19 protein-coding genes are annotated in these 21441 nt (G+C 44.7%); 8 read left to right on the top strand and 11 right to left on the bottom strand.

What is annotated here, in order from left to right:
- Positions 1-135, bottom strand: coding sequence for an LPS translocon maturation chaperone LptM (gene lptM, locus BW928_RS08525; RefSeq protein ID WP_076555808.1), 135 nt, complete (start codon positions 133-135; stop codon positions 1-3).
- A gap of 340 nt (positions 136-475) precedes the next feature.
- Between lptM and BW928_RS08520 the strand changes: the two genes are divergently transcribed.
- The gene (locus tag BW928_RS08520) at positions 476-1660 is read left to right on the top strand and encodes an acetate/propionate family kinase (protein WP_076555807.1); all 1185 of its coding nucleotides are present in this window, start codon (positions 476-478) and stop codon (positions 1658-1660) included.
- Positions 1661-1740: 80 nt separating this feature from the next.
- On the top strand, positions 1741-3213 hold the full coding sequence (pta, locus tag BW928_RS08515) for a phosphate acetyltransferase (protein WP_076555806.1): 1473 nt from the start codon (positions 1741-1743) through the stop codon (positions 3211-3213).
- A gap of 58 nt (positions 3214-3271) precedes the next feature.
- Here the strand turns inward: pta and BW928_RS08510 are convergent, their stop codons facing one another.
- Complete coding sequence (locus tag BW928_RS08510) at positions 3272-4150, bottom strand: pirin family protein (protein ID WP_076555805.1); 879 nt, start codon at positions 4148-4150, stop codon at positions 3272-3274.
- A gap of 177 nt (positions 4151-4327) precedes the next feature.
- Positions 4328-5101: a peroxide stress protein YaaA gene (gene yaaA / locus BW928_RS08505; RefSeq protein WP_076555804.1), complete on the bottom strand. Its 774-nt coding sequence runs from the start codon at positions 5099-5101 to the stop codon at positions 4328-4330.
- Between the two features lie 271 nt (positions 5102-5372).
- On the opposite strand from yaaA, the gene BW928_RS08500 reads away from it, so the two are divergent.
- The gene (locus BW928_RS08500) at positions 5373-6455 is read left to right on the top strand and encodes an enoyl-CoA hydratase/isomerase family protein (protein ID WP_076555803.1); all 1083 of its coding nucleotides are present in this window, start codon (positions 5373-5375) and stop codon (positions 6453-6455) included.
- A 180-nt stretch (positions 6456-6635) separates the two neighbouring features.
- Here the strand turns inward: BW928_RS08500 and BW928_RS08495 are convergent, their stop codons facing one another.
- On the bottom strand, positions 6636-7241 hold the full coding sequence (locus tag BW928_RS08495; protein WP_076555802.1) for a rhomboid family intramembrane serine protease: 606 nt from the start codon (positions 7239-7241) through the stop codon (positions 6636-6638).
- Positions 7242-7618: 377 nt separating this feature from the next.
- Here BW928_RS08495 and BW928_RS08490 point away from each other — a divergent pair, with 377 nt between their 5' ends.
- Entirely contained in the window at positions 7619-9247 is a 1629-nt protein-coding gene (locus tag BW928_RS08490) for an OmpA family protein (RefSeq protein WP_076555801.1), read from the top strand.
- A gap of 103 nt (positions 9248-9350) precedes the next feature.
- Positions 9351-10067 carry a pseudouridine synthase gene (locus tag BW928_RS08485; protein WP_076555831.1) on the top strand — a complete coding sequence of 239 codons (717 nt, stop codon included), beginning with the start codon at positions 9351-9353 and terminating at the stop codon, positions 10065-10067.
- A 70-nt stretch (positions 10068-10137) separates the two neighbouring features.
- Here BW928_RS08485 and BW928_RS08480 read toward each other — a convergent pair whose 3' ends face one another.
- Entirely contained in the window at positions 10138-11949 is a 1812-nt protein-coding gene (locus BW928_RS08480) for a M61 family metallopeptidase (RefSeq protein WP_076555800.1), read from the bottom strand.
- A 307-nt stretch (positions 11950-12256) separates the two neighbouring features.
- Between BW928_RS08480 and BW928_RS08475 the strand changes: the two genes are divergently transcribed.
- The 3 genes from BW928_RS08475 to BW928_RS08465 all read left to right on the top strand — a co-directional run bounded on the left by BW928_RS08475 (position 12257) and on the right by BW928_RS08465 (position 16411).
- On the top strand, positions 12257-12742 hold the full coding sequence (locus BW928_RS08475; protein ID WP_076555799.1) for an FKBP-type peptidyl-prolyl cis-trans isomerase: 486 nt from the start codon (positions 12257-12259) through the stop codon (positions 12740-12742).
- A 234-nt stretch (positions 12743-12976) separates the two neighbouring features.
- Positions 12977-14566 carry an AbgT family transporter gene (locus BW928_RS08470; protein WP_076555798.1) on the top strand — a complete coding sequence of 530 codons (1590 nt, stop codon included), beginning with the start codon at positions 12977-12979 and terminating at the stop codon, positions 14564-14566.
- Between the two features lie 330 nt (positions 14567-14896).
- Positions 14897-16411, top strand: a complete 1515-nt coding sequence (locus BW928_RS08465) for a catalase (protein WP_076555797.1) — start codon at positions 14897-14899, stop codon at positions 16409-16411.
- Positions 16412-16669: 258 nt separating this feature from the next.
- Here BW928_RS08465 and BW928_RS11675 read toward each other — a convergent pair whose 3' ends face one another.
- From BW928_RS11675 to BW928_RS08440, 6 genes are all read right to left on the bottom strand, one after another.
- Positions 16670-16825 carry a hypothetical protein gene (locus tag BW928_RS11675; RefSeq protein ID WP_158078447.1) on the bottom strand — a complete coding sequence of 52 codons (156 nt, stop codon included), beginning with the start codon at positions 16823-16825 and terminating at the stop codon, positions 16670-16672.
- Positions 16826-16903: 78 nt separating this feature from the next.
- The gene (nqrF, locus tag BW928_RS08460) at positions 16904-18139 is read right to left on the bottom strand and encodes an NADH:ubiquinone reductase (Na(+)-transporting) subunit F (protein ID WP_076555796.1); all 1236 of its coding nucleotides are present in this window, start codon (positions 18137-18139) and stop codon (positions 16904-16906) included.
- A gap of 9 nt (positions 18140-18148) precedes the next feature.
- Positions 18149-18757, bottom strand: a complete 609-nt coding sequence (nqrE, locus tag BW928_RS08455; RefSeq protein WP_076555795.1) for an NADH:ubiquinone reductase (Na(+)-transporting) subunit E — start codon at positions 18755-18757, stop codon at positions 18149-18151.
- Positions 18757-19419, bottom strand: a complete 663-nt coding sequence (locus tag BW928_RS08450) for an NADH:ubiquinone reductase (Na(+)-transporting) subunit D (RefSeq protein WP_076555794.1) — start codon at positions 19417-19419, stop codon at positions 18757-18759. The genes nqrE and BW928_RS08450 overlap by 1 nt, the downstream gene beginning before the upstream one ends.
- A gap of 2 nt (positions 19420-19421) precedes the next feature.
- Complete coding sequence (locus BW928_RS08445; protein ID WP_076555793.1) at positions 19422-20225, bottom strand: Na(+)-translocating NADH-quinone reductase subunit C; 804 nt, start codon at positions 20223-20225, stop codon at positions 19422-19424.
- Positions 20209-21441 carry an NADH:ubiquinone reductase (Na(+)-transporting) subunit B gene (locus tag BW928_RS08440; RefSeq protein ID WP_076555792.1) on the bottom strand — a complete coding sequence of 411 codons (1233 nt, stop codon included), beginning with the start codon at positions 21439-21441 and terminating at the stop codon, positions 20209-20211. Before BW928_RS08440 ends, BW928_RS08445 begins: the two co-directional genes overlap by 17 nt.

The raw sequence follows: 21441 nt of genomic DNA, 5'->3' as shown, positions 1-21441 counted from the left end.
TTAATAATCATTTGGATCGCTGCTGGCAGGCGTGGTATCAATCACTGGATTGCTATTTGGTAGGTACAATGCACCTTTTTGACCGCAGCCAGTAATTAGGGTAATCAAAACAAGGCAGGGGAGTATTTTTTTCATGATGTGTCCAAAATTTGTCAAAATGAGCAGCTTGGGTGGTTATAATGCTTAAGGGGCAGTTGTTAAATCTGCTTATTTTAGCATAAATTTGCCGAATAGTTATCCAGAAGTATGCAAATGCTGATTTTATTTGTATCTATCATCAAAAGTTTGCTGAAGCAATCAAGTTACTTGTTAGTCATTATAATCAATGGCATAAAAAGTTTGGCAAAACAGCATTTATTACTTGACAATCTTGGCAATCAAGGTTAATTTATAATGTTTTTACAATCCCAAAGTTGCCGAATAATATTTGTAAGAAAAAGGCATTTTGGTTACACATTATTTTTAGGAGTGCTTAATGAGCTTAGTCAATCCAACCTTGGTACTAAACTGTGGTTCGTCATCAATTAAATATGCCCTAATCAGCGAAGATGGCGAAAGCCGCATCGAAGGATTGGCAGAAGGTCTGGGTAATCCTGAAGCACGAATCAAGCACAAAAACTTGGCGGGCGAGGCAACCATCATCGAAATTCCCAATGGCGTACATGCTGATGCCTTAAAGGTGATTTTAGAAGATTTAATCAAAGAGCATAAGCCTGTGGCGGTCGGTCATCGTGTTGTGCATGGTGGTGATAAATTTAAATCAGCAACCATCATCAATGATGAAGTATTGGCAACCATCGAAGAGCTGACCAGCTTGGCACCGCTACACAACCCTGCCAACGCTGCAGGTATTCGTGCGATTAATAGTATTTATCCTGACCTACCACAAGTGGCGATTTTTGATACCGCATTCCACCAAACCATGCCAGCACACGCTTATCGCTATGCTGTGCCAAAGCAATTGTACACCGAACATCAAATCCGCCGTTACGGTTTTCATGGTTCATCGCACGCCTATGTATCAAACCGTGCCAGCGAATTAACCAGCAAGCCTGCAACGCATGGTTGGGTGATTGCACACTTGGGCAATGGCTGCTCGGCAACAGCGGTATATGACGGCAAGAGCTTGGATACCAGCATGGGCATCACGCCACTTGAGGGCTTGATGATGGGTACTCGCAGTGGTGATGTTGATCCTAGCTTGCACATTCATCTAAATCGCACGCTGGGTCTGTCGATTGAAGAGATTGATACCCTATTAAACAAAAAAAGTGGCTTGCTTGGCGTATCGGGCATCTCAAATGATATGCGTAATCTAGAAGCTGCCGATGCCGAAGGTAACGAAGATGCTCGCTTGGCACTACAGATGTTTGCCTATCGCACTGCAAAATATATCTTGGGCTTGACAGCTGCTTTGCCTGAGCTGACTGGCATTGCCTTCACAGGCGGTGTTGGCGAAAATGGTGCTGATATGCGTGCTGCCATCGTTGCTCACTTGAAGCATTTGGGTGCTAAGATTGATACCGCCAAAAATGATACATTGTTCCGTGGGGCAGAAGGCAGTTTTCATGCTGCTGATTCGGCGATCGAGCTGTGGGTTATTCCAACAGATGAAGAGCGACAAATTGCCAACGAAAGCCGTGCGGTACTTGGCTTATAAGCTGGTAAGTTGATTTAATCAGATAATTGCTTTATCCATATACTTGTGATATTCATTAAATAAATTGTTTAGGAATATTTATGAAATCTTTGTTATTAGTTCCAACTTTCCGTGCCGAAAATTTCGCCAGTATCGCCGAAAATTTCGCCAAAGCGATTGGTGCAGCTTATTTGGCACCGTTTGATGGTGCAGGTGAGGACAAATTGCGTCAGGCGGTCAGCGATGGCGTGGCAGATGAACTGCTTGAGCAAGTTGTCGCGGAGCAAACAGCAGCTCTTACGGTTGTCAAAGGGGTGATGGCGAGTGAAGTTGCACCTTTTGCCAATCAGGTGAATAAAAATTTGGCAAATGGGCTAGATGCTGATGTGTTGTTTGTCAGTCAAAATGCCAGCGAGTTTGCTTTATTTGCAGCGACTTTTGGTGGCGTTACTGCATCGCGTGTTTTGGGCGTGATTGCAGCTGATACTGCTGATTTTGCCGATACTGCTGTTTGGGCAAATGTAAGTGGCGAAGCGGTTATTGTCAATGATACGCTTGTTAATGAGTACAAGGCGGCAGCTCGTGAGAAAAAACTATCGCCTTATGCGTTTCGCAACCAAGTGGTGCAAAAAGCCCAAGCTGCCAAAAAACGCATTGTGCTACCAGAGGGTGATGAGCCTCGCACCATTGAAGCGGCAGCAATCTGCCAAAGTCGTGGCATTGCACAGTGTGTATTGTTGGGCGAACGCAGCAAAATTGAACAGGTGGCACAAGCACGCGGCGTTGTTTTGCCAGCGGATATTGAGATTATTGATCCTGCAAGCATCGCAGATAATTATGTTGCACCGATGGTTGAACGCCGAAAGGGCAAACTTGATGAGGCGGGTGCAAAACAAGCATTGACCGATACGGTTGTCTTGGGTACGATGATGCTACACATGGGCGATGTTGATGGTCTGGTTTCGGGTGCGGTGCATACAACCGCCGATACCATTCGTCCAGCCTTTCAATTAATCAAAACCGCTCCACAGTACTCTTTGGTGTCGAGTGTGTTTTTTATGCTACTGCCTGAGCAGGTGATGGTTTATGGTGATTGTGCGGTGAATCCAAATCCAACAGCTGAACAGCTTGCAGAGATTGCCATTCAGTCTGCCGAGTCTGCCAAAGCCTTTGGTATCGAGCCAAAAGTTGCCATGATGAGCTACTCTACCATCAATTCAGGTGCAGGCGAAGATGTCGAAACGGTGAAAGCTGCTGTTGAGATTATTCGCAGCAAAGCTCCAGAATTAAAAGTTGATGGGCCGCTACAGTTTGATGCGGCAACGGTGCCAAATGTCGGTAAGCAAAAAGCACCGAACTCACCAGTAGCAGGTGAGGCCAATGTGCTAATTTTCCCAGATTTAAACACGGGCAACACAACTTACAAAGCAGTGCAACGCACCGCAGGCGTTATCAGTGTTGGCCCAATGCTGCAAGGCTTAAATAAACCTGTTAATGATTTGTCTCGTGGTGCTTTGGTTGAGGATATTGTCTATACCATCGCCTTGACGGCAATTCAAGCGATTGGTGAATAATTATCGCAGCTTAAAATGCACAAAACCCCAAAGCATGACTTTGGGGTTTTTGTTATTATTAGGGCTGGGAGATGGGTCTGAGCTGCCCAAAATTACCACGCTGCACATCGTCAATCGCCTCAATGATTTGTGCTTTTGTATTCATCACAAATGGACCATGTCCAACCACAGGTTCATTGATTGGCTCACCTGTCAAGATGAGAATTTTGGCATCGCTGATGGCATGGATTTTTACGCTCTGACCGCCTTGCTCAAAGGTGGCAAGCTCGGCAGCCTGTGCTGTGTGCGTATCGTTAATCACAATCTCACCTGACAGCACTAAAATCAACAAATTGTGCGATTGTGGAACATCAAAGACATAGCCACCACCAGCAATGAGCTGCGTATCCCATAGATTAATCGAGCCAAAGGTGTCAGCAGGGCCTGTGATACCATCAAGCGTGCCTGCGATGATTTTGGCAGTGCCAGCACCCAGTAGATTTACTGTGGGTATCGTATCGCTTTTGATGGCTTGGTATTTTGGCGGTGTCATCTTGTCTTTGGCGGCTAAATTAACCCAAAGCTGCACCATCTCAAAAACCCCACCTGCTTGGGAGAATGCTGGTGAATGAAATTCCTCATGCATCACCCCAGAGCCTGCCGTCATCCATTGTACATCACCTGATTTGATGACACCGCCACCACCTGCCGAGTCTTGGTGAGCAACCTCGCCTTGATAGGCAATGGTAACTGTCTGAAATCCACGATGAGGATGCTCGCCAACACCCTTGGGCTGTGCGGTATTGCTGGCAAAATAATGCGGTGCAGCATAATCCATCAACAAAAACGGGTCAATATTTTTATAACTTTGTTGATAATGAAACATGGTATGCACCAAAAAACCATCACCAACCCAATGCTTTGTAGGTGCAGAATAAACCTTCAAAACTTGTTTCATAACATACTCCAAATGCTAGGCTAGTTGTTTGCCTTGTTGTCATTGATAAGTTTATAAGGTTTTGCTTACCAAAATAAATAGCGATTTTTGCAAAATAAATTTGCAAAAATACAAACCTGCCAACGATAGGTATTGATAATTTATCGTGCATGATTTGGTTTGGGGCAAGGGTTATTTTTATTCATCGCGGCGAAAGACCCATTCATGCTCACCGCTTAGCTGTGGAACAAAATAATAGCCTTCGCTGTCAAATGCTTTTAGTTCATCAGGGTGGCTGATATTGTGCTTGGCGGCAAAATTCACCATCATGCCACGAGCTTTTTTGGCATAAAAACTAATGACTTTATATTTGCCATTTTTTTTGTCCTCAAAACGAGGCGTGATGATTTGTGCGTTGATTTTTTTGGCATTGACTGCCGAAAAGTATTCGTTTGATGCCAAATTAACCAGCGTATCGCCCGTTTTGGCTAAGTTTTGGTTGATGGCTTCGGTAATGCTATCGCCCCAGAACTGATACAAATTATCCGCCTGTGGGGTTTTAAATTTAACCCCCATTTCCAAGCGATAAGGCAGCATTAAGTCCAAAGGTTTTAGCAGTCCATACAGACCTGACAAAATGCCCAGATGCTGATTGAGGTATGTGATTTGCTCTTGCTTTAGGGCATAAGCGTCCAGCCCTGTATAGACATCGCCATCAAACAGATAAACCGCAGGCTTGGCAGTGTTGTCAAATGGATATGCCCATCGCTGATTGCGATCGACATTTAATTGGGCGATTTTGGCTGATACGCCCATCAACTCTTGAATATCAAGCACATCGCAGTGCTTGAGCGTTTGCATGAGCGTTATTGATTGTTCAATCAGCACAGGGTTTGTGTAGCAAGACTGTAACGGCAGTGGCACTGGCGTTGTTTCGTCCAAATTCTTAGCAGGAGATAATAAAAAATACATATTTTGTCCAAAGTTGAGAATAAATCAGAGTTATCGGCATCAATATCAGCCATGATGGCGACTTGATGGCTGCATAATAAGCGTATAATTGATTATTATAGCAAATTTTGACAAAAATTAACGCCAGTGGTGTTGTGTCGGTCTAATTTGGTTTTGGCGGTGTGCTTGCTTGGCTTGATAAGTATGAGTAAAAATTTGCGATGATGGTGATATTTTTTGTATAATCAAAAAACCAAGTCATCAAAACAAGCCATCAAAATTTGGAGGGAGAATGAGCATTATCACGGATTTTATCATTGTTAATGATAACAAAAAAATTGCACGCCTATGCCTAAATAACCCCAATTCGCTCAATGCTCAAACTGTGCAAATGGTCAGTCAGAGCGGGGCGTTGCTTCGTCAATGGGCAGATGATGAGACGGTAGTTGCGGTGCTGATAGAAGGAACAGGCGACAAGGCATTTTGTGCAGGGGGTGATATCCGTGGGCTGTATCATGCTTATGATCCGAGTGTTTTTCCCAATCAGGCGGCGTGTGAATTTTTTGGCACAGAATATGAGCTGTGCAAGCAAATCAAGCATTATACCAAGCCTGTCATCGTTTGGGCAAATGGCATCGTGATGGGTGGCGGTATGGGCATTGCCACGCCAGCAAGCTATCGTATTGCTACCTGCACCACCATGATGGCAATGCCTGAGGTGGCGATTGGGCTGTTTCCTGATGCTGGTGGTTCGTTCTTTTTGTCAAGATTGCCTGATGACATTGGTTTGTTTTTGGGATTGACTGGTGCTAGGATTAATGCCTCAGATGCGCTGGCATTAGGGCTCGTTGATTATGCTTTATCAGGTGATGTAGGCGGTGAATATGAGCGTCTTATTACTGCTTTGCAGGCAATGTGCTGGCATGATGATATAATAACAAATCATAAAAATTTAAAAAATACATTAAAAAAATTACACAATACTACAGGCTTGGCAGAGGGTTGGCTACTGCCTTATTATGACAAGATTGTACAGCTTATGCGTGTGGATAGCTTGTATGATTTTGATACTTTGGCAAGAATGCAAACCAAGCAAGCTGATGGTGGCTATATCCATCAGGCTTTGTTAAATTATCTTAACGGTTCGCCAATTTCGGCAGCGATTACATGGCGTGCCTATCATCAGGCAAAGAAGATGGAATTTGATGCGGTGATGGCGATGGAGTTTGTTATCGCTGTGCATTGTATGCACGAAGGTGAATTTGCCGAAGGCGTGAGGGCGTTGCTGATTGACAAGGATAAAAATCCCAATTGGCGTTATACCTTACAGACGCTACCTGTGGGTTATATTGAGCGATATTTTCAGGCGTGGTGATTGTTGATTGTTTGGTGGATTTGCCAAAATTTCAAGTTTAATTTTTGGCAAATTTTAATAAAAAGTAAACAATCAGCGGTTTTTTTGTTTATATAATCTAATTAAATAAAATAGTATTTTTATAAAATGGCGTTGCAATTTATACTGTTGCCAACGCCATTTTGTCAATGCGTCTTGGCATCAAAAGGCTGGGTTTAGTAATTTTTCGATAAAATACAGCACGATGCTAGGCTCGATGATGATGGTGGCAACCACGCCAAAAACCGCACCGAATAAATGTGCTGAATGATTGATGTTGCCGCCATGCTGACGGTCTGCCCAGACGCTATAGCCAACATAAGCGATGGCAAAAACAATCGCAGGAATTGGCACAATGGCAAAAAGATATAAAGTACTCCAAGGGGCAAATAAAATATAGGCAAACAGCACTGCCGATACCGCACCTGACGCACCAAGGCTTCGGTATCTGGCGTTGTTTTTGTGGCGTAGATAACTTGGAATGATGGCAACAACAATCGCCAATACATAAAAAGCCACAAAGCCTAGGCTGCCGAATTTGTCAATATAAAATCGCTCAATCGCACGCCCAAAAAAGTACAGCGTAAACATATTAAACAACAAGTGCATGCCGTCTGCATGGATAAATCCGTGCGTCAGCAGGCGATCATATTGACCACGCTGCACCGCAGGCGGATAAAAAATCAATCGCTCCAACAAAGGGCGAGATTGCCAAGCGGCAATGCTGATAATAACTGTGATAATAATGATGGCAGTGGTGTGGTTCATGGGCTTAAAGAGTGTGATAATGTGCTAAATGTGCGGATTATTGTATCAAAACGATGCCAAAAAATCACCTTAATTGTACCATGATGAGAAGTATACCAAAGTAAATCAGCTTTGATGGCGGCATTAATCATCAAACCTACCAAACTGTTGCGATACTGTAAATAATTACAAAGATTTCAGGCGGTTTTGTAACACGATGGGCGTTTTTGGTGGCAGATGGCGTTGATTTGTTTATCAATTGTTGCAAACCCTTTTAACTTAGATAAAAATCAGTCAAAATATGTCCAAATCGGTGGCTTTGCCATTATGTTTATATTGTTTTTGTTATTGCAACAATTACGGTTAATTTTGAAAATTTAGCCCACAGGGAGCAACTTATGAGTTTAATTAGCAAATTACACGAATTGATTACGCCACATGTTTTGGCTGCCATCAAAAATCAAGATGGAGACAATGCCAGTAAATCAAACCTGCTTGAGACATTTTATGCCATTTTTGCAGCTCGCTTGAGTAATGACGATGTGTATCAGCGTGTTGCTACTTTGCCAGAAAATGAGCTGGGTTATGGTCATCATCTGCTAAAAATTGCTTTTGGTACAGATGACGAGCAGGGCATTACCTTAAGCGACAAGCTGGGTCAAGAATTTGGGCTATCAACCGTGTCTGCACATACAGCGATTGCAACAGCAGCACCTTTGGTAGTGGCACGCCTAAAAGAATTGGCAGGCACAACTGCTGTTCCTGCTTTTTTGCGTAATCAGTTGGCTAATGAGCAGAGCCGTTTGCCAGCGTGGGCGTATGCGTTATTGCCAGCAGGTTTATTTGCTGCAGGTACTGCCGCAGCCAATACAGCTACTGCCGAAGCACCTGTAGCAGCTGTAGCCACGCCAGTAAGCAAGCCTGAACCACAGGCCGCTCATGTGAATACTGCTGCCGAAAAGCATTATGAAAAAGAAAAGAGCAGTTTTTTGAAGACGATATTGCCAATCATTGGTTTGTTGATTTTTGCAGGTTTGGCATGGCTATTATTGCGTGCTTGCCAAGAAAAACCAGCACCAGTTGCTGCTCCAGTTAGCGAAACCGCAGCACCAGCAGCTGACACTGCCGATACAGGTGCTGTGGCAGCCGCTCCTGCAACTTTGAGCTTGTCGGTTGATGAGACAGGCAAGGCGATTTATTCATGCCGTACTCAAGTTGGTAATGAGCAATTGGCTGGTCAAGTGCGTGCAGCGGTTGCACAAGTATTTGGCACAGAAAACTGCTCGGCAGAGACCACAAATACACACGCCACCACCATGCCTGCTGCTGAATACTTGCCAGCGATTTTGGGTTTGATGAAAGATATGCCAAGCTCAAGCGTTGCCATCAACGGACAAACTGTTCGCTTTAATGCAGCAAGTCCTGAGCATATTACACATCTGGTTGATGGTGCCAAAGGTATTTTGCCAGCAGATTTTACCATCGAAGCCGAGCCTGTCTTAGATATCCAAACAGCTGTGGCATCAAGCATTGAATCTGCACGCACGGCGATTTCTGGATTGGGTGAAGGTGCAGAAGTATCAGTAGATGACTTGGTGCGTGCTTTGAACTTGCAAATCATCAATTTTGCTACCGATTCTAGCGACATTCCTGCCGAGAACAAAGAAATTCTTGACTTGGCAGCTGCCAAATTGGCAAGCCTACCTGCAGCAACTTTGCGTATCATCGGTCATACCGATAACCAAGGCAGCGATGAATACAACCAAAAATTATCAGAGTCTCGTGCGGCAGCTGTGCGTGATTATTTGGTGTCAAAAGGTGTGCCAGCAGAGCGTTTGAGCGTGAAAGGTGCAAGTTTTAGTGAGCCTGTTGCCTCAAATGCCACTGAACAAGGTCGTTTCCAAAATCGCCGCATTGAATTTACTGTGCTAAAAGAAGGTGAGCAAGTTGCAGCCGTTGGTAATGCTGACAACAGCGAGGCAACTGCCACCGAGCAAGCACAAAAAGCCGATGCTGATAAGAAATAATCTGACCATTGCTCTTTGAGTAATTGTATCAACAGATTGTCAAATGCAAAACCAAGCGGTATGATATCGCTTGGTTTTTTGATTGTGATTTATGGTGGTGCTGATGGCAAAAGTTGTATTGTTTAACAAGCCTTTTGGTGTACATAGTCAATTTCGTAAAGATAACGAACAGATGCTGACCTTGGCAGATTTTTTTGATGATAAGAGCTTGCGTGTGGCAGGGCGATTGGACAAAGATTCTGAAGGCTTATTGGTGCTGACAGATCACGGTGGGCTGAACCATGCCATCACCACGCCACCTGTGGGGCAGGCTCATAAAAATCAAACAAAGCACGCCAAAACTTATTTGGTGCAGGTTGAGCATACCCCAAGTGATGAGCAGTTAAACGCATTGCGAGCTGGCGTGTTATTAAAAGATGGCAAGACATTGCCCGCCAAGGTGCGGCACTTGGCACAGTCGCAGTTGCCAATCACGCTATGGTCAAGACAGCCACCGATACGGCAGCGTAAACACATTGCGACCGCATGGCTTGCCATCACCATCTGTGAGGGCAAAAACCGCCAAGTCAGGCGTATGGTGGCAAGTGTTGGTTTGCCGTGCTTACGCTTGATTCGTTATCAAGTGGGCAGTTGGCGACTTGATGATTTGGCAGTTGGTGAGAGTCGCACGATATTTATCAGTGATGAAAAATTGGCAAATCTTGGTGTTGTGGCTCGCCCAAAAGTCGCACAACGCACACGGTCTGGAGCTGGTCATTTTGGCACCAAATCATCAATACGCCGAAACCAAAACCCAAAAAGACACAGATTTGCCGACTAGCTTATTTTGGGCGTGTAGTCTTAGGTTGTCAAGTATATTTACCAGATTGACAACCTTGATTGGGCATTGGTTATTTATCAAAACAAAACGACAGCCACTGCCCGCCATCACCAGATAAGCTAACGGTTTGGTGATATGTATTGTCTGGTGGGAGTTCAAAGGTCATCAGCTCATCACGGCGAAAAGCATGAATCTGCACAGGCTGCTTGGTGATGGATTGTTGTTGGTTTAGCAGTGTTAGCAGTTGATTGGTTGCTTTTAGCCCATCGATGGCAATGATGGTGTCATTATACGCCAGTCCCGCTTGGCTTGCGGCTGATTGGCGATGGATATGCGTGATGGTCAGCTGATCGCCAGCAGATAGGCTCATGCCCCAAGGCTTGCTTGTCTCTTGGTGATTGACCGTGATGGCAAATTTGCCAAGATATTCCTCCAGCGGCAGAGGCTGAGTGCCGATGACATAATTTTCATAAAATTCTTGCCATGTTTGTCTGCCCAGTACAGGTGCAATAATATCGCCCAAAATTTCGGTTGTTAGTCCAAAAGGTTGATTGTTGCTTTGCTGATAGCAGTGTTTGATGACATCAAGCAGGCGATAATTGCCCGAGCTTTTGTCAAGCAGCATCAAATCCAGTAATAATGCCACCAATGCCCCTTTGTTATAATAGCTGATGCCTTGATTGGTTGAGTTTTCGTCAGGGCGATAAAATTTAATCCATGCATCAAAACTGGATTCGGCAACACTTTGATAGGCCTTGCCATCTGTTTGTTGATAGCGGTTGATTTGGTCGCTGATGAGCTTAAAATAACTGGCTTTGTCAATCACACCAGCAACAAGCAGCATCAAATCATCAACATAGCTGGTAAAGCCCTCAAAGACCCACAACAACGGTGTGTAGGATTCATGGGTGAGTGGATTGTTTATCATCACATCAGGTTTGACGGTTTTTACCCACCATGCATGAAAATATTCATGACTGCACAGACCTAAGAATCGTTGATAGCCATCGCTTGGCGGCATGGGTTCGTCAATGCGTGGCATATCGCTGCGTGGACTGATGAGTGCTGTTGAGTTGATATGCTCAAGCCCGCCATAGTCTTTGTTGGTAACCATCGCCATGAAGGTGTAGTGCCCAAATGGTGCATCACCCAGCCAATCAAGGTAAGTTTGGCAGATTTTTTGCAGGTCGCTTTGTAGGCGAGTAAGCTGTCCATGATGACGACCTGTCAAGAAAAATCGGTGTGGCAGGGTTTTTTGCTGATGATTAACCACAAACTCAAAAGTATCCTGCGTGCCGATTTCAAAAGGATAATCCAAATAGTCAAATGCCGCCAAAGCAGCAAAGCGATATTCAATACCTGTTTTGCTTTGTACGGTTTCGTGCTGTAGCCCACAGGCGATTTGGCAGTTTGGGTGCTGTGCCAAAAACTGCATCGGCACAGATAAGGTCAGGGTTGCAGGCGTGTGTTTGGCATCATCAAGCAAAAGCAGCAATGAGCTAAAATTACCAAATAATCTGGTCTGATCAACAAACGCTGTACGCACTGACAAATCTCGGCAATATACCTCGTATCGCACACGGACACGGTCGCCTGCCTTGACATGGCTAAGTTTGAAGGTATTTTTGTTGAGTTTTTCGCTGCGATGGGTTGTGCCGTCAAGCTGATAATCAACAGCGGTAATATTTTTGCTAAATTCACGAATCAAATAACTGCCCGCCAGCCAAGTTACCATGGACAGGGTGGGGGCGTGTGTGGTGGCAACGAAGTCAAAGCATATATCGGCTAAGTGTTCGTTAAATCGCTCAAAGCTAATTTGATAGTGTGGCGTGTTTGCCAAAAGGGCGTGTTGATTGTCGGTGGGTGCAGATTGGATGGTCATGATAATAAACTCAAGTTTGCAAAAATAATTTTATCATGCTAATAATGAAATATTGCTTAATTATATTTATATAAAATTTAACAACTACATCATAACATCAAAAACAAATTATCATCATACCAAAATTTACCATCTTTTCAAATTTTTCTGTTAATTTTCTTTAAGAAGTTACACACTGTAACGACTTTTTTGCAAAGCATTGGGAAAAGCGACAAATTTCTGTTATAATGAAAGCAACTTTTTGCCATGCTGTGGTCTTAAACATTTGGTTTGGATGCCAAGCTGGCACATTTACTAAGGAATACTTATGACAATCATCGCCAACGATACCATCGTGAAATTCAACTACACACTGACCAATACACAAGGTGAGGTGCTTGATCAATCTCGTGGTGAGCCACTTGCATATTTGCATGGTCATCATAATATTATCCCCGGCCTTGAAAAGCAAATGGCTGGCAAAAAAGTTGGCGATAAGTTCACCGCCACTGTTGCCCCAAAAGATGCTTATGGTGAGTACCTTGCCGAAGCTGTGCAAGAGGTGCCTCGTGCCAATTTTCAGGGCGTGGACAAAATTGAAGCTGGTATGCAGTTCCAATCACAAACTGACGATGGTCAAGTCATGCTTGTTACGGTTAAAGAAGCAAATGACGAGGTTGTTATCGTTGATGGCAATCACCCGTTGGCAGGCGTTGAGCTGACTTTTGAGGTGGAGATTATTGAGGTGCGTGAAGCAACCGCTGATGAGATTGCTCATGGTCATGCACATGGTGCAGGCGGTCATCAGCACTGATTTTTGAGTGTATTTAAGCCCAAGATGATTCTTGGGCTTTTTATTTGCCTGATGTAATGATAATAAGATTTAAATGAGAATGAGTTGTTTTTAAGTTTTGACTATGGCGATTTTATTGCTATAATATGACAGTAATATAACATTTTCTATTATTACAAATAAGAAAAATGCAAAAATGCTCTGATTGGCGGTATTGTCAGTTATTTTTGTTTTGCAAAACAACAAGGAGAGATAATGAGTACTTCAACACCCCCCCCTGCGGCAAACAGCTCTCGTATGCAACGCTTTTTGCGTGGCGTTGAGTGGCTGGGGAATTTGTTACCACACCCTGTGATTTTATTCGTGTGGATGTCGCTGATTTTATTGGTCTTGTCAGCGGTGATGTCAATGATGGGCGTGTCAGTGCTAGACCCGAGACCTGAAGGGGCAAAAGGTCGCAGTGCTGATGGCATGATTTATGTGGTCAATCTGCTAAATGGCGATGGCTTGGCACGCATTGTTGAGAATTTGGTGAGCAATTTTACTGGATTTATTCCATTGGGAACGGTGCTGGTGGCATTGCTTGGCGTGGGGATTGCTGAACATTCGGGCATGATTTCGGCGGCACTGCGAGGGCTTGTGATGAATGCACCTCGCAAGATGGTAACGCTGGTGGTGGTATTTGCAGGCATTATGTCAAACACCGCATCAGAGCTTGGCTATGTGGTGCTAATTCCACTGGCGGCGATGATTTTTCATTCGCTGGGTCGCCATCCTCTGGCAGGTTTGGCGGCTGCATTTGCAGGGGTTTCGGGTGGATACAGTGCCAACCTTTTGCTGGGTACTGTCGATCCTTTGCTATCAGGCATCAGCCAAGAGGCGGCACGCATTATTGACCCTAATTATGTCGTTGGTGCAGAGGCGAACTGGTATTTTATGGCAGCGAGTACTTTCTTGGTCAGTGCTTTGGGCTATTTTGTTACCGAAAAAATCGTTGAGCCAAGTCTTGGTAAATACAATCCCAATGATGCTGACGACCCCAGCGTGCTAGATAGCAAGATTGAGCAATTGACCGCCACGGAGAAAAAAGGGCTAATCTGGGCAGGTGTCAGCATGGTGGTATTTTGTTTGTTGCTGGCGTGGACGATTGTCCCTGCCGATGGTGTGCTGCGAAACCCCGAAACAGGACTTGTGGCAGGTTCGCCATTTTTAAATGGCATTGTGGTGTTTATTTTTGTGTTCTTCGCCATTCCGGGTTATATTTATGGCAAGATTACAGGCAGTATCAAGAATAACCAAGATGTTGTCGATGCGATGAGTCAGGCGATGAGTTCGCTTAGCATGTACATTGTGCTTGTGTTTTTTGCAGCACAGTTTACGGCATTTTTCAATTGGTCAAATATCGGTCAAGTGATGGCGGTTTCTGGGGCGAATTTTTTGAATAATATCGGTCTGACTGGTCCGTTGCTATTGGTTGGGTTTATTTTGATTTGTGCATTGGTGAATTTGATGCTCGGGTCGGCCTCGGCACAATGGGCGATTACCGCACCGATTTTTGTGCCGATGTTGATGCTGACAGGCTATGCACCTGAGATGATTCAAGCCGCCTATCGTATTGGCGACAGTACAACCAATATCATCACGCCGATGATGAGTTACTTTGGGCTGATTATGGCGGTGGCGATTCGCTATAAAAAAGACACAGGGGTTGGCACGCTGATGGCGATGATGTTGCCGTACTCGATGATTTTCTTATTTGGTTGGACGCTGCTGTTTTATATTTGGGTATTTGTACTGGGTCTGCCAGTTGGCCCTGGGTCAGCGACTTATTATCAAATGGGCTAAGTTGCCTGTGTATAAATTGAGTTACAATAGCCACTTAAGTGTTACGCTTAAGTGGTTTTTTATAAAAACAAATAGGCATCATGCCACTTGATGTGCTATCTTAACTTGTGCCAATTGGCAAAATAATAGCAAACAGTGGCACGATGTTATCGTCATCGCTTACCCAAAATTGATTTATAAAATCGATTGATATAATTAAAAATTATTATTTTACCAATCATAGAGAAATTGGCATAATGTTTGTGTTGGTTGGCAGCTGATGTAGCCACCAAGCCACCGCAAATCGCCCATCATTGGCGAATTAATAAAACATAACATGAGGACAGTCTAATGAGCAAATGCCCTGTAACCCATCTTACCATGAGTAATGGTGCACCAGTTGCCGACAACCAAAACAGTCTTACTGCAGGTTCGCGTGGACCGCTGCTTGCCCAAGATTTGTGGCTAAATGAAAAGTTGGCAGATTTTGCCCGTGAGGTTATTCCAGAACGCCGTATGCACGCCAAAGGTTCTGGTGCTTTTGGTACTTTTACAGTAACAGGTGATATTAGCCGTTACACTCGTGCGGCGATGTTTAGCGAAATTGGCAAAAAAACCGAAATGTTTGCTCGTTTCACCACAGTGGCAGGTGAGCGAGGAGCTGCTGATGCTGAGCGTGATATTCGTGGTTTTGCCCTGAAGTTTTATACCGAAGAGGGTAACTGGGATATGGTGGGCAATAATACCCCTGTGTTTTTCTTGCGAGATCCACGCAAATTCCCTGATTTGAACAAAGCGGTCAAGCGTGATCCACGCACCAATATGCGTTCTGCGACCAACAACTGGGATTTTTGGACGCTGCTGCCCGAAGCATTCCATCAAGTAACCATCGTCATGAGCGATCGCGGCATTCCCAAATCCTATCGCCATATGCACGGTTTTGGCAGCCATACTTACAGTTTTTGGAATGCCGAAGGCGAGCGTTTTTGGGTGAAGTTTCATTTCAAGACTCAGCAAGGTATCCAAAATCTAACCGATGCCGAGGCAGAAGCGGTGATTGGCAAAGATCGTGAGAGCCACCAAAAAGATTTGTTTGAGGCGATTGAGCGTGGTGATTTTCCCAAGTGGACAATGTATGTACAAATCATGCCAGAAGCAGATGCTGAAAAAGTGCCATACCACCCCTTTGACTTGACCAAAGTATGGCCAAAGGCGGATTATCCACTGATTGAAGTTGGTGAATTTGAACTCAATAAAAATCCAGAAAACTTCTTTGCAGATGTTGAGCAGGCGGCTTTTGCCCCGAGCAATTTGGTGCCTGGGATTGGTGTGTCGCCAGACAAAATGTTGCAAGCACGCCTATTTAACTATGCTGATGCTCAGCGTTATCGCTTGGGCGTGAATCGCAATCAAATCCCTGTCAATGCCCCTCGCTGCCCTGTAATGAGCAACCATAGAGACGGGCAGGGTCGTGTAGACGGCAATTATGGCGGACTAAAACACTATGAGCCAAACAGCTTTAATCAATGGCAAGAGCAGCCTGAATATGCCGAGCCACCGCTAAAAATGAATGGCGATGCCGCCCATTGGGATTTCCGTGCTGATGATGACGATTATTTTAGCCAGCCACGAGCATTATTCCAATTGATGAGTGATGCACAAAAGCAAGCCTTGTTTGATAATACTGCTGCGGCGATGGGCGATGCTCCTGATTTTATCAAATACCGCCACATTCGCAATTGCAACAAATGCGATATAGCCTATGGTGAAGGCGTTGCCAAGGCACTGGGGTTAAGCGTTGCTGATGCCATAGCAGCCTATGACAGCGATCCTGCGATGGGGCAGGCGGGGCTACTTAAGCCATAATAGAACAAAATGAAAAATCGGATACTGGTTATCCGATTTTTTTTTTGTAATTTGTTTTTATTGATAAAGATAAATAACGATGCCAAAAATAACCTGCCGTGTATTTATTCAAATTCAACTAACTGGTGGGGTGGTTTGGCAAAGGCGAGCAAATGACAACCGATATGATGATTTGTAAGCCATTCATATTAACTTTATGCGATTTGTTGTAAGAGCTGGGGCTGATTGTGTCGCTTATGCCACTAAGCCGACAAATGATTAAGCTGAAATGTAATAATCCATAAGTGATGACAAAGCAAGGTCGTGGGCTGTGATGGGGTCTATTGTCAGAGAATTTGGAGTGTGGGCTTGGCGGATGATGAGTAAATTCAGCAATGCAACAAAGCTGTGGCTTGAGATTTGTAATAAAGCCATACCGATGGCAATTTCAGCACAAAAACAATGGTGGTTGCAGTATAAAAAACCGCCAGCATTTGCCAGCGGTTTGTGCTTTTAGCCACCAAAATCATCAAGCAAGATATTTTCATCTTCTACGCCCAGATCTTTTAGCATCTTGATGACAGCGGCGTTCATTACTGGAGGCCCACACATATAGAACTCGCAGTCCTCTGGTGCTGGGTGGTCTTTTAGGTAGTTTTCGTACAAGACATTATGAATAAATCCTGTATAACCTTCCCAGTTGTCCTCTGGCATTGGGTCAGATAGAGCAACATGCCACTCAAAGTTATCAAACTCTGCTGCCAAGCCATCATAATCCTCAACATAGAACATTTCACGCTTGGAGCGAGCACCGTACCAAAAGCTGATTTTGCGGTTGGATTTGAGGCGTTTTAATTGGTCAAAAATATGCGAACGCATCGGTGCCATGCCAGCACCACCACCAATAAACACCATCTCAGCATCAGTATCTTTGGCAAAAAATTCACCATAAGGCCCAGAAACGGTAATCTTATCCCCTGGCTTTAGGCTAAAGACATAAGAAGACATTTTGCCCGGTGGGATACCTTCGCCGCCACGAGGTGGTGGGCTGGCGATACGGATGTTAAACTTGATGATGCCTTTTTCTTCAGGATAGTTTGCCATTGAATAAGCACGAATCACAGACTCGGTTACTGTTGAGCTGTATTGCCACAGATTGAACTTGTCCCAGTCCTCGTGATATTCCTCGGCGATATCAAAGTCCTTATAATGCACAGTGTGCGGTGGGGCTTCTAGCTGCACATAGCCACCTGCACGAAATGGCACAACTTCGCCTTCAGGGATTTTTAGGGTCAGTTCTTTAATGAAAGTTGCGACATTGTCATTAGAGATAACCTCACATTCCCATTTTTTGACATCAAAAAATTCAGGATCAATCTCAATTTGCATGTCTTGCTTGACTGCTACTTGGCAGGCAAGACGCATATTATCACGGATTTCACCTTGGGTAAAATGCCCCTCTTCGGTTGGCAAAATCTCACCACCGCCAGAGATAACCTTGCAGCGACACTGACCACAAGTGCCACCACCGCCACAGGCTGATGATAAAAATATGCCTTCGTTAGCAAGCGTTTGTAGCAATTTGCCACCCGCTTCGGTAACGACATTATTGTCAGGATTGTCATTGATATTAATGGTAACTTTACCAGTGCTAACCAATCGTGAGCGTGCTGCCAGAATCACTGCAACCAAGCTCATGATGATGATGGTAAACATTACCACACCACCTATCGCTGTACCAAATTCCATAACCTCTCCTTATAGCGACATACCACCAAAGGACATAAAGCCAAGGCTCATCAGTCCAACGGTGATAAAAGTAATACCAAGTCCACGCAAAGGAGCAGGGACATCTGAATATTTGAGTCGTTCACGGATACCTGCCAAAGCGGCAATTGCTAATGCCCAGCCTGTGCCAGCACCGATGCCATAAACGATAGATTCGCCAAAGTTATAATCACGCTCAACCATGAACAATACACCACCCATGATGGCACAGTTCACGGTAATCAGTGGCAAGAATACGCCAAGAGCATTGTATAGACTTGGGACGAACTTATCCAAGAACATTTCCATAATCTGTACAACTGCTGCAATCAGGGCGATATAGCTTAGCAATCCCAAAAAGCTAAGATCAACATCAGGATAGCCAGCCCATGCCAATGCACCATCTTTTAAGAGGTATTGATACAGCAGGTTGTTAAGAGGTACGGTGATTGTCATCACAACAATAACAGCAATACCTAGGCTGATGGCGGTTGAGACTTTTTTGGAGATGGCAATAAAAGTACACATACCCAAGAAAAAGGCCAACGCCATATTCTCAATAAAAACTGAGGTAATAAATAAGCTGATATAGTGTCCCATTAGTGTCCTCCCATGCCTTTGGATTGTGGCTTCATGACAAATTCGGCAGGCTCAACTTGTTCAGGCTTGCAGGTGCGAACGATGGCAATAAACAATGCAATCACAAAGAATGCCGATGGTGGCAAGAGCAACAGACCGTTTGGCACATACCAGCCGCCGTCGGTGATTTTTTCGAGTAGCTGCATACCGAACCAGCTGCCATTGCCCAAGATTTCACGAATACTGGCAACAAAAAGCAATACGGCTGAATAACCCAAGCCATTACCGATACCGTCCAAGAAACTTGGGATTGGTGGGTTACTCATCGCGAAGGCTTCAGCACGACCCATTACGATACAGTTGGTAATAATCAAGCCAACGAATACAGAAAGAGATTTGCTGACATCATAGGCAACGGCTTTTAGAATTTGATCAACCACGATAACCAACGAGGCAATAACAACCATCTGCACGATGATACGAATGCTGGCTGGAATGTGATTTCTGATGATTGAGATAAAAAAGCTAGAAAACGCTGTAACCAGTGTTAATGCAATACACATAACCAAGGCGTTGGTCATGCTGGTGGTTACCGCCAGAGCCGAACAAATGCCAAGAATTTGTAGAGCAATGGGGTTGTTATTGAACACAGGTCTGGTCAAGATTTCTTTGGTATCTGCCATGATTATGCTCCTTTTTCTGCTTTATTGGCACGCAGATTGTCTAAAAATGGCTTATAGCCTTCTTCGCCCAACCAAAACTGCACCATATTGTTTACGCCACGACCTGTCAAGGTTGCACCGCTGATGCCGTCAATTTGAGTGTCTTTGGCTGTACCATTTTTGACAATGGCCATGTGTAACTTGCCTTGTTCGTCATAGAGGGTTTTATCCACCCATTGAGCACGCCATGGCTCATCGGTAATGCGAGAACCCAGACCCGGCGTTTCTTTATGTTGATAAAAATTCACCCCTTTGATGGTATTAAGGTCTTTGTCAATGGTGATTAGTCCATAGATTTGACCCCATAGTCCTGCACCATTAAATGGCAGAACAAGCAGCTCAAGCTCGCCATTGGCATCTTTTGATAGATAAACCTTGCCAAATTTTGGCTTGCCACCGATTGCCGCAATGTCATTTTCAAGCGGTGTAGATAGGGCTGGCACTCTGGCTGCTTTGGCGACATCATAGCTTGCAGCATCGCTAATGCCTGCTTCGGCCAATTCTTGCTCAGTGGCAAATTGACCAGTTTGCAGATTAATCAGACGCACCTCGAAGTTGTCAAATCGCTCTGCAATAACGCTGTTATTGTCGCTGTTTGGATCAAATTTCCCAGCAGCAATCAAGATGTTTTTGTTCAAATCAAGGCGTGCATTGTCTTGCTGTTGTGGTTTTAGACCAACGGCAACGGCAGAAACCATCACCGAGCAGACCAAACACAGCACCAAAGCGGTGGTGATGGTCTTGATGTTGCTATTTTTGGCTGACATTTGCTAACCTCCGTGCGGTTTGGCGTTTGATGTTGGCTTGGACAACAAAGTAATCAAAAATCGGTGCAAACAAGTTGGCGAACAAGATTGCCAACATGATACCCTCAGGGAATGCAGGGTTTATCACACGAATGGCAACTGTCATAAAGCCAATAAGAAGTCCGTAGCACCAGCGACCTGCGTTGGTGTGGGCAGCAGACACTGGGTCGGTTGCCATAAATACCGCACCAAACATAAAGCCACCGATAACCAAGTGCCACTGAGGGGCAAGGCTTGCCATAGGGTTGCTGCCATCGCTGAATAAATTAAAGGCAAGTGCTGTCAGTACCAAGCCAATGATTGAGCCTGCAATCACACGCCAGCTGGCGATTTTGGTATAAATAAGTACCGCACCACCGATTAAGATAGCAAGTGTTGAAACCTCGCCGATGGCACCTTGCATATTGCCCAAGAAAGCATCGCTCCAAGTGATGGCTTTGCCATAAGCATCAACGAATTGATCTGGCGTTACGCCTAGGGCTGCAAGACCGAGCGGTGTTGCACCACTAAAGCCATCAACCGCAGTCCATACCGCATCACCTGAGATATAGGCAGGATAAGCAAAGTACAAAAATGCACGACCTGCAAGTGCTGGGTTGATGAAGTTTTTGCCAGTACCACCAAAGACCTCTTTGGCGACAACAACACCGAAGCTGATACCCAAAGCAACTTGCCATAGTGGAATATCAGGTGGTAGTGATAGGGCGAACAGAACTGAGGTAACAAAGAAACCTTCGTTTACTTCGTGTCCACGCACCACCGCAAAGATGATTTCCCACAAGATACCAACGATAAAAGTTACTGCATAAATTGGCAAAAATTGCATCGCACCATAGACAAAGCACGCCCAGATGCTGTTCGGGTCATAGCCTGCCAGAGCAGTGATGACGGTACGCCAACCTTCAGGGGCGATACCCATGGCATTGATGGCGGTCAGTGCCTGAAAGCCGACATTATACATGCCCCAAAACATCGCAGGGAAAGTACATAGCCAGACGGTAATCATGATACGCTTTAGGTCAATGCCATCACGCACATGGCTTGCCGAATAGGTCTGAGATGAAGGCTGACGAAAGAAAGTGTCAAACATCTCAAAGATGGCATAATATTTTTCGTACTTGCCGCCTTTGGTGAAGGACGGCTCCATACGGTCAAAGATATTGTGAATAAATTTCAT

This window comes from Moraxella cuniculi DSM 21768, from assembly GCF_900156515.1.
Lineage (GTDB): Bacteria > Pseudomonadota > Gammaproteobacteria > Pseudomonadales > Moraxellaceae > Moraxella > Moraxella cuniculi.
The sequence above is the reverse complement of the archived record's forward strand: the minus strand, read 5'-3'. Positions and strand labels throughout refer to the sequence as shown.